The 15266-nt window shown below is 68.0% G+C and carries 17 protein-coding genes; 6 read left to right on the forward strand and 11 right to left on the reverse strand.

The annotated features are described in order from the left end of the window. The first annotated feature begins 22 nt into the window (after positions 1-22). Entirely contained in the window at positions 23-631 is a 609-nt protein-coding gene (locus ASD62_RS02605; protein WP_056914635.1) for a hypothetical protein, read from the forward strand. A gap of 53 nt (positions 632-684) precedes the next feature. Here ASD62_RS02605 and ASD62_RS02610 read toward each other — a convergent pair whose 3' ends face one another. From ASD62_RS02610 to ASD62_RS02625, 4 genes are all read right to left on the reverse strand, one after another. Beyond that, entirely contained in the window at positions 685-1569 is an 885-nt protein-coding gene (locus ASD62_RS02610) for an amino acid ABC transporter ATP-binding protein (RefSeq protein WP_056914636.1), read from the reverse strand. Between the two features lie 3 nt (positions 1570-1572). After that, complete coding sequence (locus ASD62_RS02615) at positions 1573-2397, reverse strand: amino acid ABC transporter permease (protein WP_082553133.1); 825 nt, start codon at positions 2395-2397, stop codon at positions 1573-1575. 93 nt (positions 2398-2490) lie between these two features. Continuing rightward, positions 2491-3318 (reverse strand): ABC transporter substrate-binding protein, encoded by an 828-nt coding sequence (locus tag ASD62_RS02620; protein WP_056914637.1) that lies wholly within the window; start codon positions 3316-3318, stop codon positions 2491-2493. Positions 3319-3453: 135 nt separating this feature from the next. After that, the gene (locus ASD62_RS02625) at positions 3454-4605 is read right to left on the reverse strand and encodes a N(5)-(carboxyethyl)ornithine synthase (protein ID WP_056914638.1); all 1152 of its coding nucleotides are present in this window, start codon (positions 4603-4605) and stop codon (positions 3454-3456) included. A 278-nt stretch (positions 4606-4883) separates the two neighbouring features. Here ASD62_RS02625 and ASD62_RS19570 point away from each other — a divergent pair, with 278 nt between their 5' ends. Continuing rightward, positions 4884-5513 (forward strand): ANTAR domain-containing protein, encoded by a 630-nt coding sequence (locus ASD62_RS19570; RefSeq protein ID WP_082580531.1) that lies wholly within the window; start codon positions 4884-4886, stop codon positions 5511-5513. A 657-nt stretch (positions 5514-6170) separates the two neighbouring features. Here the strand turns inward: ASD62_RS19570 and ASD62_RS02635 are convergent. The 6 genes from ASD62_RS02635 to ASD62_RS02660 form a co-directional block, all read right to left on the reverse strand. Next, positions 6171-7466, reverse strand: coding sequence for an FAD-binding domain-containing protein (locus ASD62_RS02635; protein WP_082580532.1), 1296 nt, complete (start codon positions 7464-7466; stop codon positions 6171-6173). Beyond that, positions 7463-7840 carry a DUF2256 and DUF3253 domain-containing protein gene (locus tag ASD62_RS02640; protein WP_056914640.1) on the reverse strand — a complete coding sequence of 126 codons (378 nt, stop codon included), beginning with the start codon at positions 7838-7840 and terminating at the stop codon, positions 7463-7465. Before ASD62_RS02640 ends, ASD62_RS02635 begins: the two co-directional genes overlap by 4 nt. 52 nt (positions 7841-7892) lie before the next feature. Further along, a complete protein-coding gene (locus ASD62_RS02645; RefSeq protein WP_056914641.1) occupies positions 7893-8270 on the reverse strand; it encodes a hypothetical protein in 378 nt (125 codons plus the stop codon). Between the two features lie 63 nt (positions 8271-8333). Beyond that, positions 8334-9065: an amino acid ABC transporter ATP-binding protein gene (locus tag ASD62_RS02650; protein ID WP_056914642.1), complete on the reverse strand. Its 732-nt coding sequence runs from the start codon at positions 9063-9065 to the stop codon at positions 8334-8336. Between the two features lie 31 nt (positions 9066-9096). Then, entirely contained in the window at positions 9097-9834 is a 738-nt protein-coding gene (locus ASD62_RS02655; protein ID WP_369818741.1) for an amino acid ABC transporter permease, read from the reverse strand. Positions 9835-9989: 155 nt separating this feature from the next. Continuing rightward, a complete protein-coding gene (locus ASD62_RS02660; RefSeq protein ID WP_056914644.1) occupies positions 9990-10865 on the reverse strand; it encodes an ABC transporter substrate-binding protein in 876 nt (291 codons plus the stop codon). Positions 10866-11156: 291 nt separating this feature from the next. On the opposite strand from ASD62_RS02660, the gene ASD62_RS20420 reads away from it, so the two are divergent. Together ASD62_RS20420 and ASD62_RS20425 are read left to right on the forward strand one after the other, a co-directional pair. Next, a complete protein-coding gene (locus ASD62_RS20420) occupies positions 11157-11393 on the forward strand; it encodes a hypothetical protein (protein WP_200956838.1) in 237 nt (78 codons plus the stop codon). After that, positions 11368-11601, forward strand: coding sequence for an MmcQ/YjbR family DNA-binding protein (locus ASD62_RS20425; protein ID WP_200956839.1), 234 nt, complete (start codon positions 11368-11370; stop codon positions 11599-11601). The genes ASD62_RS20420 and ASD62_RS20425 overlap by 26 nt, the downstream gene beginning before the upstream one ends. 211 nt (positions 11602-11812) lie before the next feature. On the opposite strand, the gene ASD62_RS02670 is transcribed toward ASD62_RS20425, so the two are convergent. Next, positions 11813-13081, reverse strand: a complete 1269-nt coding sequence (locus ASD62_RS02670) for an ROK family protein (protein WP_200956840.1) — start codon at positions 13079-13081, stop codon at positions 11813-11815. A 143-nt stretch (positions 13082-13224) separates the two neighbouring features. Here ASD62_RS02670 and ASD62_RS02675 point away from each other — a divergent pair, with 143 nt between their 5' ends. Beyond that, on the forward strand, positions 13225-14079 hold the full coding sequence (locus ASD62_RS02675) for a sugar phosphate isomerase/epimerase (protein ID WP_056914645.1): 855 nt from the start codon (positions 13225-13227) through the stop codon (positions 14077-14079). Continuing rightward, the gene (locus ASD62_RS02680) at positions 14076-15233 is read left to right on the forward strand and encodes a substrate-binding domain-containing protein (protein WP_056914646.1); all 1158 of its coding nucleotides are present in this window, start codon (positions 14076-14078) and stop codon (positions 15231-15233) included. The genes ASD62_RS02675 and ASD62_RS02680 overlap by 4 nt, the downstream gene beginning before the upstream one ends. The last annotated feature ends 33 nt before the right edge of the window (positions 15234-15266 follow it).

Consider the following 15266-nt stretch of genomic DNA (forward strand, 5'->3'; position numbering starts at 1 on the left):
CGGGAGTCGATCGGAGAACGACGTGGACCTCACCCAGACCCGCACCAGCCTGCACGCGGTGGCCGAGCTCCTCCTCGCGGGCCCCCAGTACGACGCCTGCGGCGACATCCGCCTGCGCGTCGTCCCCGGCGGCATCGCGACCGTGGCCCGGCCCGACCTGCGGCTGCTTGGCTCCGAGCTGGTCGGACCGGGCGGGCGGCACCCGTTGACCGGGACCTATGCCGCGGCGGCCGCAGTCCTTGGGGTGACGCCCCGCGGGCTGGGCGACGTCTACAGCGACACCGTCGACGTCGCCCCGGAGGACTCGATCGTGACCGACCCCGACCACGTCGGCGTGCTGCTCGACGCGTTCGCCCGGGGCGACGCGGCACTGCGCACGTTCGCGGCGTCCGAGGAGCCGGTGCTCTGGCCCGAGCACTTCGACATCGGAATCTCGCTCGGCGAGGTCAACTACGGGGTCTCCCCCGGCGATGCGGTCATCCCCGAGCCCTACGCCTACGTCGGTCCGTGGCGGCGGCGACAGGGCGACTTCTGGAACCAGTCGTTCGGGGCGGCCAGGCTGATGGCAGAGCTGGACGACGTGGCGGCCTTCTTCGCCGAGGGCGCAGAGCGAGCCGTCACCGATTCCTGAGGGCGCTGGGAAGGCGCACGGCTCACGGACGGAACCGCCCCCTGGGTGCTCTGTCAGCCGCGGCCGGCGCCACCGCCGTTGCGACCGTGCGTGGCCGGGTGGCGCTCATCGACGTCGTCGGCTGCGACCTCACCCACGTGACGCTTGGCGTATGCCGCGTCCTCGGCTCCCGCTTCGACGTGCGTCGGGTCGAGCACGCGCTGCAGGAAGACCTTGGTCCGCTCCTCGGTGGGCTCTCCGATGACCTGCTCGGGCGCGCCCTCCTCGACGATGACGCCACCGTCCATGAAGATCACGCGATCGGCGACATCGCGGGCGAAGGCCATCTCGTGGGTCACGACGAACATCGTCATTCCCTCGCTGGCGAGCCGGCGCATGACTGAGAGGACGTCACCCACCAGTTCGGGGTCCAGGGCGGATGTCGGCTCATCGAAGAGCATCAGTTTGGGGTCCATCGACAGCGCTCGGGCGATGGCGACGCGCTGCTGCTGACCACCCGAGAGCTGCGCGGGGAAGGCGTCCTCCTTCTCGGAGAGGCCGACCTTCTCGAGGTTCTCGCGGGCCTTGGCCTGGGCCTCGTCCTTGCTCCGCTTGAGCACCGTGGTCTGGGCGACCGTGCAGTTCTCGAGGACCGACAGGTGCGGGAAGAGGTTGAACTGCTGGAAGACCATGCCCATGTTGCGACGGATGGCGTCGATGTCGCAGTCGGGGTCGTTGACCTCCTCCCCTCCCACCTTGATCGAGCCGCTCGTGGGGCTCTCGAGGAGGTTGATGCAGCGCAGGAAGGTCGACTTGCCGGAACCTGAGGGACCGATGACACAGACGACCTCGCCCTGGCGGATGGTGGCACTCAGCCCGCGCAGGACGTCGTTGGCGCCGAACGACTTGTGGAGGTCGGTGACCTCGACGATCGGGGCGGCCGGGGTGGGTGCGGTCACGGCTCAGCGCTCCTTCTTCTGTCGGGCTTCCATGCGGCGCACGATGATGGAGAGCGGGAGGGTGATGATCAGGTAGCAGAAGCCGGCCACCACGAGAGGTGTCAGGCTGGCGTTGTCGCTGGAGAGCTGGCGTCCGTACTTGGTCAGCTCGTAGCCCGAGGCCGACAGCCCCAGGACGTAGACGAGCGAGGAGTCCTTGACGAGGAGGATGAGCTCATTCGTCAACGGCGGAGTGATGACCCGGAAGGCCTGCGGCAGGACGATCTTCCGCGTGGCGACGCCGGACGGCATACCGAGCGAACGAGCAGCTTCGATCTGTCCGGGCGGTACGGCCTGGATTCCCGCTCGGATCGTCTCGGCCATGTAGGCGGAGGCGACGAGGCCGAGGGCGACCCACACCGTTCCGTAGGGGTCGTACGGGATGACGAACCCCTCGAAGGCCAGCGACATGAGGCCGAACGCGATGAAGACGATGATCGCCGGAAGGCCTCGGAAGAACTCGATCCAGATGGTCGCGATCCACCGGTAGGGGGCGACCGACGACAGTCGCATGAGGGCCAGCACCGTGCCCAGCAGGAGGCCGATGACGAAGGCGCCGGCTGTGTAGACGATGGTGTTCTTGAGCGCACCCCCGACGCCCTCGGTCAGGGTGGTCCTGATCAGGTCGCTGCGGAAGAACTGCTGCTGGATCTGGCCCCAGTCCGCGACGAACGCGATGACCAGCGCCACGCCGACGAGAACTGCGTACTGCACCCACCGGATCCGCTGGGCGCGCCTGCGCGGGGACAGCTTCTTCTTCGGTGGCGCTTCGGTGTGGGTGGCGCTCATCAGTTCTCCTGCCGACCTGCGGGGTCATGGGCCGCAACGCCGAGGGGCGACGGCCGGTCGAAACCGTACTGCCGCCCCCCACGCTGCGCGAGGTCACTTCGGTGCGTCGACTCCGAACCACTTCTTGTAGATCGTGTTGTAGCTGCCGTCGGCGACTGCAGCCTTGAGTACCTCGTTGGTCAGCTCGGTGAGCTTCTGACCGTTGGCGTCCTTCTTGAACATCAGGCCGTACTGCTCGCCGGTGTCGAACTCCTTGACGACCGCGGTCGTCGGGTTGTCCTTCACGTAGTCCAGGAGGGGCCCGTTGTCGTTGATCGCGGCGTCCACCCGACCTGCGAGCACGGCCGCGAGCTGGGTCGGCAGGTCATCGAAGACCACCGGCGTGAAGCCGTTGGCCCCCTTTTCCTTCTCGGCGAACTCCTGGCCCGTGGTGTCGGTCTGGACGCCGATCTTCTTGCCCTTGAGGCTGGCGAGGTCGGTGACACCTGAGTCCTTCTTGGTGATGAGTGCCGCCGTCGAGTCGAAGTACGGGTCCGAGAAGCTGATGGCCTGCTTGCGCTTGTCGTTGATCGTCGTCGCCCCGTAGCCGGCGTCGCACTTCTTGGCCGCAAAGGCAGCACCCGACGTGATCGTCGCGAACTCGATGTCGACGACCTCCTGCTCGACCCCGAGCTTCTTGGCGACGAGGTCCATGAGGTCCACGTCGAAGCCGACGACCTTGGAGCCTTCCTTGAACTCGAACGGCTTGTAGGACAGGTGGGTGCAGGCCTTGAGCTTGCCCCCCGTGATCAGCGCCACGCCAGCGGAGTTCGTGGCGGCGGGGGCGGCATCGTCACCGGAACCGCACGCGGCAAGGGCCAACGTGGACGTGAGCGCGACGACAGCGAGGGCGCTGGCGCGGCGTGTGCGTGAGGTGGTCACCGGAGTACTCCTAGGCGGTAGTGAACGTGGTCGACCCACGTCTGACTGCCGCCGACAGTACCCAGCGCTGGGCGGCATACACCGCCTTGACTTCAGGCAACCCCGAATCGTGACCTGCTGCGCGGGGACCGCGGCTCAGGGCCGCTCCGAGGCCCTGACGTGCGGGTACTCCTCGTCGCGGGACTGGAAGGCGAGGATCGCGGGGTTGCCGATCACGCCGTCACGGATCTCGACGGCGCGTTTGATGGTCTCGTCCGAGTCCCACGCGGCGGACCCCGCCAGCACCGTCGCCACGTGGGGAAGCAGTGCCTCGCTGATCTCCCAGGTCGCGGAGTCCCAGAGGTAGGACGGGCTGTGGTCGACCCCGTAGTAGCGGACGTGCTCACCCACGGTGAACATCGGGTCCTCGAACGTCGTCGGTCTGGCCCAGCTGAAACCCATGCCCTCGTCGCACGAGACATCGATGACCAGCGTGCCGGGCGCCAGCGTCGGCAGGTCCGCGTCGTGGAGGAACACCATCGGCGCGTTCGGGTCCTGCAGCACGCAGTTGACGATGATGTCGTGCTCGGCCAGGTAGGTCGCCAACGGCACCGGGCCGTTCTCCGTGTAGGCGACGCTGCTGCTCCCGCCCTCGGGCCGGTCGAAGTTGACGATGTTCGCCGAGTGGATGGGCGACGCGATCTCGGCGACCTCCCGCAGGCTGAGGACGTCCACCTGGTTGAGGCCCAGGGCGCAGAGGGCGGTCACTGCGCCACGGGCCGTGGCACCGAAGCCGATGACGGCGGCACTCAGTCGACGTCCGTAGTCACCTGTCGATCCCACCAGCGAGAGCGCGTGCAGCACGGACGCGTAGCCGGCGAGCTCGTTGTTCTTGTGCAGCACGTGCAGGTTGAAGGCACCGTCGGGGCGCCAGTGGTTCATCGCTTCGAACGCGATGAGCGTCAGCCGCTTGTCGATCGCCAGCTGGGTGATCTCGGCGTCCTGGACGCAGTGCGGCCACCCCCAGAGGACCTGGCCCTCCCGCAGCTCCGCGACGTCGGCCGCGAGGGGCTTGGGCAGCATGATGACGTCGCACTCGTCCACCAGCTGCTGGCGGGAGAGGATCCCGCCGACGAACGGGCGCAGCTGCTCGTCCGAGATCCCGAAGTTCTCGCCGTACCCCTGCTCGAGGAAGACCTGCCCCCGCAGTGCCGGGTCGAGGCGTTCCAGGTGCCGCGGGTGGATGGGAAGTCGGCGTTCGTTCTCCTTGCGTGAGCGGGAGACGATTCCAAGGCTGAGCTGCTGCACGGATACCCCTTCGAGTGGATCCACTGTCTAACACACTCGATGCGTCATCCTGGAGGTCGCCACGAGGCTCGCAGGAGGTGCCGACCCGTAGGTGTTGCGTCACCCCCCGTGTTCCTCACGAGCACCAGGTCTTCCTACGGGCGCGCTCCGCGCGTGAACACAGAACGGGGAGGCAAACATTCTCGTGCCGCGATGACAGTGGCAAGATTGTCTCCGGTCAAGGAGCGGCCACCCTCATCGCGGCTCTGTTGGGTCGCCTGTCGGTAGGAGGTCCCCCGATGTCTTCGACGCGAACCAACGAGATCGCTCTCGCGTTCGAGTACGACGTTCCGGCCCAGCGCTGGTCCTGGGCACCAGGGCTGCGGGAGCTGCATGGCCTGGGTCCCGATGATGTCCCAACTACAGAACTCATGCTTGAGCGCATGCTCGACGAGCATCGTGACAACATGAGCCGAAGATTCGCCGAGCACCTCAGGACTCCGGGCCCCTACACGTGCACGTATCAGATGCGGGACGGCCAGGGTCATCTACGTCGACTCCGCTACGTGGGCCACGCCGAGGCCGAACGCGGTTCGGTCACCCGCTTGTTCGGCTTCGTCGTGGACATCACCGAGATGCTTCGCATTCACGCTGCCGATGCGGTGGCCGGCGCCCTCGAGCACCGGGCTGTCATCGAGCAGGCCAAGGGTGCCCTGATGCTGAGCTTCGGCATCGATGATGAGGGTGCCTTCGATCTCCTTCGTGCCTACTCGAGTCGGTCCAACACGAAGCTGTCCGAGATCGCGGAAAACATCGCGAGCGGACTGTCCAACCCGTCGTACTCGAGTCCTGACCCCGGACGGAACCTGCTCAACGTTCTGCGAGACATCGACCGACGCATCGGCGCCGGTGAGGCCGAGGCGTCCTAAAGACGGATGTTGATCCGGTTCGGCACGCCCCGAAATCACACCGACGGGACTGCGCCACCGCCCCTCGAGAGTGGCCCCGTCTGGCACCCCTGTGCGCGGACGGGGCCACTCACACTGATCTCTTACCCAGCGCCATGACGTCGAAGCGACTTGGCGGGAAGCCGCCGAAGGCGCCCGCGGGCGCTGGCGGGCCTCCGACTGATGTGGACCTGGCAGTAGAGGGTGCTCCGTTTGACCAGCGTCGCTGACCCCCTCAGCAGGGCGTGAGGGGGTCAGCGCTGAGTGAGGCTGGCTGGGGGGATGGAATCTCACCCGCTGCGTGACGCTACGCCTGTGTGCCGCACCAAGCATTGGCGGCGCTGCGTCTCGATGGAAAGATGGGCCGGGGGTGGGGACCCGGAGTCAGGAAGGACCATCATGATGTGGTTCTGGATCATCACGGGCCTGGCCTTGGCCGTGCTCCTTCTCGGGGCTTGGTTGTGGGATCGGCGGTGGACCCTGGACCAGACGAGGGCGGGTGTGGATCACCGACCAGACCGCGCCACGCGATCCGACCTCGGCGACGGCGGGGTGCGCTGAGCACGACAGCGCCACGAACAAGCCTCGGACTCATGGCGAGGCCGTTAGCGCGCTCGCAAACCAAGAGCGCACAGCGCCTCAGCGACGCGGGCGTCGCGCGCCCGTCCGGGCCGCACCCGTCGTGGGGGCACCGCTCGACCGGCGCCACGCGGTGAAGCTCGTGACCGGGCCGGAACCGGGACGCACCAGCCACGGCCACGGATGCTTCTCGAGCTCGAGGCGGGGGGCGAGCCGGCGCCACCCCGGCACCGGAGCCGCGGTGGCGGCCAGGCGGCGACCAGTGAGCACCGTGGCCGGATTGCCGAGGTGCACCTCGACGTCGCGGCGGGTGGCGAGGTCGGCGAGGGTCTCGGCGACGAAGACGAGACGCTTGCCGGAGAGGCGCCTGTGCTTCAGGAGCCTTTCGTCGAGGACGAGCACGGCCGGCAGGTCGGGATGCGCCACGAGCGCCGGATCGCCGTCGCCGAGCGACTCCCACGTCAGCCAGACCGCGTCCGGGGCCAGGTCACCGTCGAGCCTCTCGACCGAGGCCGGCCCCGCGGTGACGGCGGCCCGGGGATCTGCACGGAGCAAAGGATCCGGGTGGGTCACCGTCGGCCCGCCATCGGAGTCGGGCCAGCCGTCGATGGGGCAGTGATCGTTGAGCGGGCAGGTCTCGCAAAGACCGGGGGCGCGCTTGCGCACCTGCCAGCGACTGAACCCGTAGGGCTTGCCGGTGCCGGTGCCAACGGTCCACTGCCACCCCAGCAGGTTGGCGGCGGCCGAGCCGTCGAGCAGGTGGCGCTCGAAGTGCTCGGCCCCCTCCCGCCAGTCGAACCCGGCCCGTACGGACCACTGCGAGGCGAGCCACATCCGGGTCTGGTTGACCAGCCAGCCGCTGGTCTCGAGCTCCTCGACAGCGAGGTCGACACACGCCATCTCACGGTTCCAGCCCCACTCCCCGACGCGGTCGCGACGTGGAGGCTCATGACGCAGCGGTCGACGTATGGCGTCGCCGAGCCTGGCATGCAGGTGGCGGGCGTACTCCTGCCAGAGCAGCTCGTCGCGATACTTGTCACGGTCGCCGGCGGGGCCGTCGGCGACGTGGGCCCACAGCGAGGGCAGGTCGATGAGACCGTGGCGGATGTAGGGGCTCAGGCGGCTGGCGCCTCGCCTGCGTTCGGGCCAGACCTCGTTCCGTGCCCGCGCGTACCCCGTCACGTCGAAGTTCGCCAGAGCCAGGTCGGCCGCGCTCTGCCCGCCACGGAAGTCGGGGCTGGCGGCCACCTCCGGCTCGAGCGCGAGGTGACCGAGGTGACGTTGGACCCACGCGACCTCGTCACCGACGGACGGCGTGGGCAGCACGGTGCCCTGTCGTCCGGCGTCGGCGCTCATCGTGGTCGGCGCACGCGGATCGGACCCTTGAACTTGCTCGGGTCGATGACCTGACCACCCTGGGTGATCTCGGCACGCCCCGCGGCCACCAGGCGTCGAGCAGCCATCCGCGCCGGCTCCATCAGCTCGGACCAGTCGTCGTCGCCGACGGCACGCGCCGCCTCCGACGGACACACCGAGGCACTGGCTGAGCGCGCATCCAGCAGCGACTCCAGAGAGGCCTCGAGCTGCCGGTCGACCTCGCCGACGCCGTGCTTGCGGCAGTTGTCCGAGCACCAGCGCACCGAGTCCCAGTCCTTGGCCCAGACCTTTCGCCAGGTGATGGTTCGGCCACAACGGGCACACGGCTTGGACGGCAAGGGGGAACGGGACACCTCTGCAGTCTGCCCCAGGTGGCGTCAGGCCGGTGTCCCGACCGCCCGGACGTCAACCGAGAGCAGCGACCACAGCCGTCAGACCACAGAGGGCCAACGCCACGGGAGTCATCACGACTCGCTCAGGACGGCTTCGTGAAGCCAGATTGCCTGCAGCGCCAAGGAGGAAGAAGCCGGCCATGACCCAGGTGGCCAGCCCCAGGACTCCGTGACGACCGCCGTCCTGCCCGGCGCGGGAGAGGATCACCCACCCGATCAGCGCATAGATGATCAGGGAGACAGAGCTGCCCACGCGCAACCGCGGCGGGAGGACCTCATGCTGTCCACCCCAGGCGAAGCGCCCGAGAGGCGCGCCGCAGACCAACAGGATCTGGAACACCGCCAGAGCCCCCAGCAGCAGGCAGGCGGCGACAGCGGCAAGAGAGGTCACATCGGGTCAGCGTACGTTGCTCGGAGGAGTCGCTTCGAGAAGGCATGAGGTGCGTCGCGACCCTCAGGTCCTGAGCCTTGCCAGGAACTGACGCGTCCGATCCTCACGAGGGTCATCGAGCACCTGCTCGGGTGGCCCCTGCTCGTGGATCATCCCCTCGTGCAGGAAGCACACCTCGTCGGCCACCTCCCTCGCGAAGCCCATCTCGTGGGTGTTCACGAGCATGGTCATGCCCTCAGCCGTCAGCGACCGCAGGATGTCGAGCACCTCGCCCACCAGCTCCGGGTCCAGCGCCGAAGTGACTTCGTCCAGAAGGATGAGCTGAGGTGAGCTGACGAGTGCTCGAGCGATGGCGACCCGCTGCTGCTGACCGCCGGACAGGTCGTCCGGCCGGGCGTTGGCGCGATCGCTCAGGCCGACGCGGTCGAGCACCGCCCGTCCGCGTTCTTCGGCATCCTCGCGAGCCAGGCCATGGACTCGCCGCGGTGCCAAGGTGATGTTGTCCAGCACGGACAGGTGAGGGAACAGGTTGTAGGACTGGAAAACCACGCCCATCTGCGATCGCACGGCATCGGCATTCACTCGCGGATCGGTGATGTCGGCACCGTCGAGGAAGATCTGCCCGTCGTCGACGACCTCGAGCAGGTTCACGCACCGCAGCAGCGTGGACTTCCCGGACCCGCTGGCACCGATGAACACGATGCACTGGCCTTGCTCGACCTCGAGGTCGACGTCACGGAGGACGACGGTATCGCCGAACGACTTGCGAACATGCTGGAGCCGAAGCAGCGTCACGGTTGGCCCACGCGTCCTTGGGTCGGCAGCATCACAGCACCGTGGTCGTGCCGCGATAACCCTGCCGACGACCGATGTAGTCCGTGAGGCGGGCCAGAGGAACGGTCAGGCAGACGAACAGGGCACCGGCGACGACATACGGGGTGAAGTTGAAGTCGGTGGCTGTCTCGATCTGTGCCGCCCTGATGGCGTCGATCACCCCGAGGACGGCGATCAGGCCGGAGTCCTTCTGCAGCGCCACCAGGTCGTTCAGCAGGGCCGGCACCACGTTGCGAACGGCCTGCGGCAGGACCACGAATCGCAGACTCTGCCCATAGCTCAGCCCGAGCGAGCGGGCGGCGGCCCGCTGTGACGGGTGGACCGACTCAAGGCCGGCTCGGAACACCTCCGCGACGTAGGCCGAGTAGGTGAGCACCAGCGCGCAGGCGCCCCAGAACAGCGCGGAGCTGGGAAGGCCGGACAGCCGCAACGCCGGCGCGCCGAAACCCAGGAGGAACAGCACGAGCAGGAGTGGGAGGCCGCGGAACAGATCGACGTATGCCGTGGCCATCAGTCGCAGCGGAAACGTCACCGCGCCGCGCGTCGTGCGCAGCACGGCCACACCCAGGCCGATGATGCCGATCAGCACAGCACAGACGAGCATCACCCGGATGTTCAGCCACAGTCCGGACAGGACCGCCGGCAGCGCCTCACGTGCGCGCCCCAGGTCGAAGAACGTCTCATGGACGCGAGGCCACCCCGGTGACGAGACGATCACCGCGCCGACCACGCCGACGAGGGCCAGTGTCGAGAGTGCGGCGAGCACGGCTGAGCGTCGAGCCTGTCGCTGACGAAGGGACCGCCGTTCGCGCTCCACCGGCGAAGGCGCCCACCGATCCAGGGTGCGGCTCACGCCAACCGGTGACGGCCTCTTGCTCACGTGAGTCACTTCAGCTCGGGAGCGCCCTGGGTGGAGAGCCACTGGTCCACGAGCCGCGTGAGGGTGCCATCAGCGCGCAGGGCGTCCACCGCCTGGGTGACGCACGCGGTCAGCTTGCTGCCCTTGTCCAGGACCGCACCGAACTGCTCAGGACTGCTGGACGCCGAGGGCAGCTGCCCCACGATGACTCCGTCGTCGAGCTGCGCCCCGGTCATGTAGAACGCGGTCGGCAGGTCCACCACGATGCCGTCGATCTGCCTGTTCTTCAGAGCCTGCACCGCCAGGTCGTTCGAGTCGTACACCGCCACCTTGGCGTCCGGCTTGATCTGATCTGTCGCCGCGGCGTACGACGTGGTCCCCACCTGCGCACCCAGCTTTGCGCCCTTGAGGTCGGCGACGGTGGTCTTGCCGTCGAGCTTGCTGCCCTTGAAGGACACGACCGTCTGCCGGACGTCGTAGTAACCCGATGAGAAGTCGACGGCCTTCTTGCGGTCGTCGGTGATCGACACCTGGTTGAGGTCGAAGTCGAAGGACTTCTGTCCTGGAGCTATGACCGTGTTGAACGGGGCAACCACCCAGGTCACCTTCTCCTTGGCGAAGCCGAGCTTGTCTGCGATCGCATACGCCACGGCCGACTCATACCCCTTGCCGTTGGCCGGGTCGTCATCCTGGAACCACGGACCGTATGCCGGCTTGTCCGTCGCCACGGTCAGGGTGCCGGCCTTCACCGTGGGCAAGGTCGCGGCCTCGCAGGTCGACCCCGTTGAGCTGGACGACGCAGCAGACGACTCGTCGGTGGGAGCGCCGCACGCCGCGGCCATCGCCAAGGCGCTACCGACGAGGGCAAAAGTGATGAGTCGACGGCCGGTGGAGACAGCCATGGAGAAACTCCTCTCGGGAGCGAACACGATCGTGAGCGGTTGTCGCCGTGGCGATCTTCTGCGATCAACGGGAACACAGGCAAGCGCCGTCCGAACTGCGGGAGGTCGGGGACGCCTTGAACGCCTACTGGATTGGAAGGATATTCGTCCTCTGTCGTCGTTCAGTCCGACGCTCACGTCGTGGACCGTCGGGCCAGGGCATCCACACTCGATCATTGGGACTGTGGGAGCGCTCTGTTGATCAGGAGGAACCAACGGCCACCTGTCTGCATCCGCTGACAGACTCAAGGCATGACCAAGCCGCCGCGCATCGAGCCTCCTGGCGACCTGGTCGCCCGCGTCGCCGCCACGGCACTGGCGCTGCCCGAGTCCTACGAGGCGGACGCCTGGACCGGCGTGAGATGGCGGATCCGGAGCAAGACCCTCGCGCACATCCTCGTCGCCCAGGAGGGCTACACGTCGGCCTACCGCGATGTCACCGGGGTTGACCGAGCCAACCACCGTGCTGACCTTTCGGTCATCCGGTGACGAGCTGGCGGCGCTGTCCAACGCGGGCCCGCCGTTCTACAAGCCACCGTGGTCCCCCACCGTCGTCGGCATGGTGCTTGACAAGGACACCGACTGGGACGAGGTGGCCGAGCTCGTGACCGAGAGCTACTCCTGCTGCGCTCCCCAGACGCTGAGGCGGCGGTTGGGGGGTGAGAACGTGCGGTCCGAGGGACCCGAACACTCATGACCGCCGCGGCGGTGCGTCGCGAACTTCACACCGTAGCCGTCATCGGGGTTCCGACTGAGCACGAGCCACTCCCCCACAGTCCCCCGACGTCCGTCAAATCCGCACCTGTCGTCACTCACTGAGTCACTCGGGCGCTCCACACGCATCAGCGTGGGAGCCATCTGGCGAAGCGGCCGGCGCAACCGGTCAGGCCCCCTCCGTGGACACCAGGTCAGGCAGTCAGCTCGGCGCGGCCCGCCGGGGTTCCCTGGCCCAGCCACGTCGGGAGGATCTCTGCGGACAGCAGCGCGTCCATGACCATGTGGGCGGCTCCGCGCAGACCTGCGCGGTCGTCGATGCGGGAGCGGACGACCTGGAGCGAGCGCGTGGCCAGGGGAAGTGACCGGCTGAGGACGGTCTGCCGGACCTCCGCGAGGTAGTAGTCGCCCGCCTCTGCGACGCCCCCTCCGACCAGGATCAAGGAGGGGTTGAAGAAGTTCACGATCCGCGCCAGCGTCAGCCCCACCAGCCGAGCAGAGTCGCCGAGGAGGTTGATGGCTACGGGGTCACCGTGGACGGCGGCCTTACTCACGGCGCGCCCATCGATCGCGCTGCCGCGCTCGAGCACTGCAGCGAGGTAGCTGCTTGCACCCTCGCGCGCGGCGGCCTCACCATCGCGCGCCAGTGCCGCACCACCAGCCAAGGCTTCGAGGCAGCCGAACTTCCCGCAGCGGCACAGCACCGAAGACCCTTCCTCCGCCGTGACGTGTCCGATGTCGCCTGCGCAACCCTGGGCCCCTCGGTGCAGGCGCCCCTGGGACACGAGTCCGGCGCCGATGCCGGAGCCGATCTTGATGTAGACGACGTCACTCAGCCCCTTGGCCAAACCAGCTCGCAGCTCACCCAGCGCCATCACGTTGACGTCGTTGTCCACCCACACCGGGGCGCGGAACTGCTTCGCGAAGAAGCTACGGACGTCGAATCCGTCCCATCCGGGCATGATCGGTGGCGCGACCGGCCTTCCCGTCGCGAACTCGACCGGACCCGGTAGCCCGACCCCCACACCCCAGACTGCGGGGCCCGCACCGACCTGCTGCAGGAGCTGCTCGAAGATCTCTGCCACCCGCGACAGCACCGCGTCCGGTCCCAGCGTCACGTCGGCCTCTTCCTCTCGCTGGGCGAGCAGCGTCCCTTCGAGGTCGCTGACCGCCGCTCCGATGCTCGTCGCACCGAGCTCGGCGACCAGGATCCGGCCAGCTTCGGCCGGAAAGCGCAGCCCCCGTGGAGCGCGGCCGCCGGTCGAGCGCAGCGTCGGCCCTTCGGCCAGGAGGCCCGCGTCCATCAGGTGGGCCACCCTCTGCGTCACGACGTTCCGGCCCATGCCCGTGACGTGGGCGAGCTCGGGGCGCGTGCCGGCCCGACCGGAACGCACCGCTTCGAGCACGCGGACGAGGTCGTCGACATGGTCCGGGGCCAGGGCCCCGGCGGATCTGGGCTCCACCACTCCTGCTCCTTCTGTTGTGGTCGCGACAAGATATCAGCACGCAAACCCTTGACTTTTGCACACAGCATGCAGAAGTATGCACGAAAGAAGCACAAACGGACGACGAACGCGATGACGCGGCGAACAGGACGGACTCGACGATGAGGCTCGGCTACCACACCATCACCTGGGGCGGCGTCGTCGGCGACGCCACCGGCGTGACCAGCGTCAAGGACCTCGTCTACCGCGTGAACGGCCCGATGGACCGCGCGATCGGTGACATCGCGGCTGCGGGGTACGACGGCGTCGAGATGTTCGACGGCAACGTCGCCGACTATGCGGACCGTCCCGACGAGCTGCGGACGCTGCTGGCCGATGCCGGCCTGGCGCTGGCAGGGGTCTACACCGGCGGCAACTTCATCTACCCGGACATCCTGGCCGACGAGCTGCACCGCGTCCGTCAGGCGGCCCGCCTGGCCGCCCAGTTCGGAGCCGCGAACCTCGTCGTGGGCGGCGGCGCCCGCCGGGCCTCCGGAACCACCGGCGACGACTACGCAGCCCTGGGTGCCGCCCTGGACCAGGTCACGGACATCGCGGAGGAGCATGGCCTCGCGGCGTGCTACCACCCGCACCTCAGCACGATCGTGGAGAGCCCCGACGAGCTCGACCGGCTGATGCCGCTGACCCGGATCGGCTTCTGCCCCGACACGGCCCACCTGACTGCGGGTGGCGGCGACCCTGCCGAGCTGATCCGGCGGTATGCGGATCGGCTGCGTCACGTGCACCTCAAGGACGTCGATCGGGCGACCACGCAGTTCCTCCCTCTCGGCCAGGGGGACGTCGACTTCCACGACGTCATCGCGGCCGTCAACGAGAGCGGCTACGACGGCTGGATCGTCGTCGAGCTGGACTCCTACGACGGCGACCCCCGCGAGGCGGCCGCCACCAGCAAGAAGTACCTCGACGAGCTGCTCGCGACCGCCGGCGGCACCCTTCCCTCAGGAGAAACTCCATGAAGAAGTCCACGTACCGCCTGGCGGGCCTGGCTGCCTCGTTCGCCCTGGCTACGGCCGGTTGCAGCGCAGCGACCACCACCACCACCACGGCAGACGCCGGCGTGTCCTCCAAGGCGGAGGCGGCCCTGGCGAACATCAAGGGCACCGTGCTCAGCAAGGGACCCAACGGCGAGGACCCGTCGCCGGCCTCGGCGGCTGACCTCAGCGCCGACGAGATCGCCAAGGTGAAGGGCCTCAAGGCCAAGGCTGCGATCGTCATGCACTACGGCGGCAACGACTGGGCCAACGCGCAGGTGGCCGGCCTGAAGAGCGAGTTCGGCAAGATGGGCATCGATGTCGTCGCCGTCACCGACGCCAACTTCAAGCCGGACAAGCAGGTCTCCGACCTCGAGACGGTGCTCAACCTCAAGCCCGACATCATCGTCTCCATCCCCACCGACCCGGTGGCCACTGCCTCCGCCTTCAAGAAGGCGGCAGCGTCTGGAGCCAAGCTCGTCTTCATGGACAACGTCCCCCAGGGGATGAAGGCCGGCACTGACTACGTCTCCGTCGTGTCCGCCGACAACTACGGCAACGGCGTCACCTCGGCCCACCTCATGGCCAAGGCGCTGGGCGGCAAGGGCGAGATCGGTCTCGTCTTCCACGAGGCCGACTTCTTCGTCACGAAGCAGCGCTACGACGGGTTCAAGACGACCATCACCAAGGACTACCCCGACATCAAGATCGTGGAGGAGAAGGGGATCGCCGGACCTGACTTCGCCGGCGACGCCCAGGGCGCGGCCAACGCGATGCTGAGCAAGCACCCCAACCTGTCCGGCATCTGGGGAGTCTGGGACGTTCCCGCCGAGGGCATCATGGCCGCGGCTCGCGCCTCCGGCCGCACGGACCTCAAGATCGCGACCGAGGACCTGGGCAAGAACGTTGCCATCGCCCTTGCCAAGAACCAGCTCGTGGTCGGTCTCGGCGCCCAGGTGCCGTTCGACCAGGGTGTCACCGAGGCAAGGCTGGGCGCCGGCGCACTCCTGGGCAAGAAGGCACCGGCGTACATCGCCCTGAGCTCCCTGCCCGTCGACCACTCGAACGTCCTCGAGGCGTGGAAGCAGGTCTACCACGAGGAGGCACCGGCCGACCTGAAGAGCTCGTACGTCAAGTAGCCACCCAGCGGGGCGGGTCCCACTAGACCCGCC

The organism is Phycicoccus sp. Root563, assembly GCF_001427915.1.
Classification (GTDB): domain Bacteria; phylum Actinomycetota; class Actinomycetes; order Actinomycetales; family Dermatophilaceae; genus Pedococcus.